The sequence below is a fragment of the Actinomadura verrucosospora genome (assembly GCF_039540335.1).
GTDB classification, from domain to species: Bacteria; Actinomycetota; Actinomycetes; order Streptosporangiales; family Streptosporangiaceae; genus Spirillospora; species Spirillospora verrucosospora.
Window position 1 is genome coordinate 1 of the sequence record NZ_BAABEV010000128.1, and the last position, 538, is coordinate 538.

Genomic DNA, 538 nt, shown 5'->3' on the forward strand with positions numbered 1-538 from the left:
CAAGGTGCTGCCGGTGGAGGACATGCCGTTCCTGGAGGACGGCACCCCCGTCGACATCGTCCTGAACCCCCTGGGCGTGCCCGGCCGCATGAACGTCGGACAGGTCCTGGAGACCCACCTCGGCTGGATCGCCTCCCGCGGCTGGGACATCAGCGGGGTGGAGGAGGAGTGGGCCGGGCGGCTGAGGGACAAGGGCCTGGACCGCGTCGAGCCGCGCACCAACGTCGCCACCCCCGTCTTCGACGGCGCCGGCGAGCAGGAGATCATCGGCCTCCTGGGCACCACGCTGGTCAACCGCGACGGCGACCGCATGGTGATGCCCACCGGCAAGGCGCGGCTGTTCGACGGCCGCACCGGCGAGCCCTACCGGGATCCCATCGCGGTCGGCTACATCTACATCCTCAAGCTGCACCACCTGGTCGACGACAAGATCCACGCGCGCTCGACCGGCCCGTACTCCATGATCACCCAGCAGCCGCTCGGCGGTAAGGCCCAGTTCGGCGGCCAGCGCTTCGGTGAGATGGAGGTCTGGGCACTG

At 69.9% G+C, this 538-nt stretch carries 1 pseudogene; it reads left to right on the forward strand.

Features of this window, described 5'->3' with window-relative positions:
* A pseudogene (locus ABD944_RS42265) lies at positions 1-538 on the forward strand (DNA-directed RNA polymerase subunit beta); the annotation flags it as partial.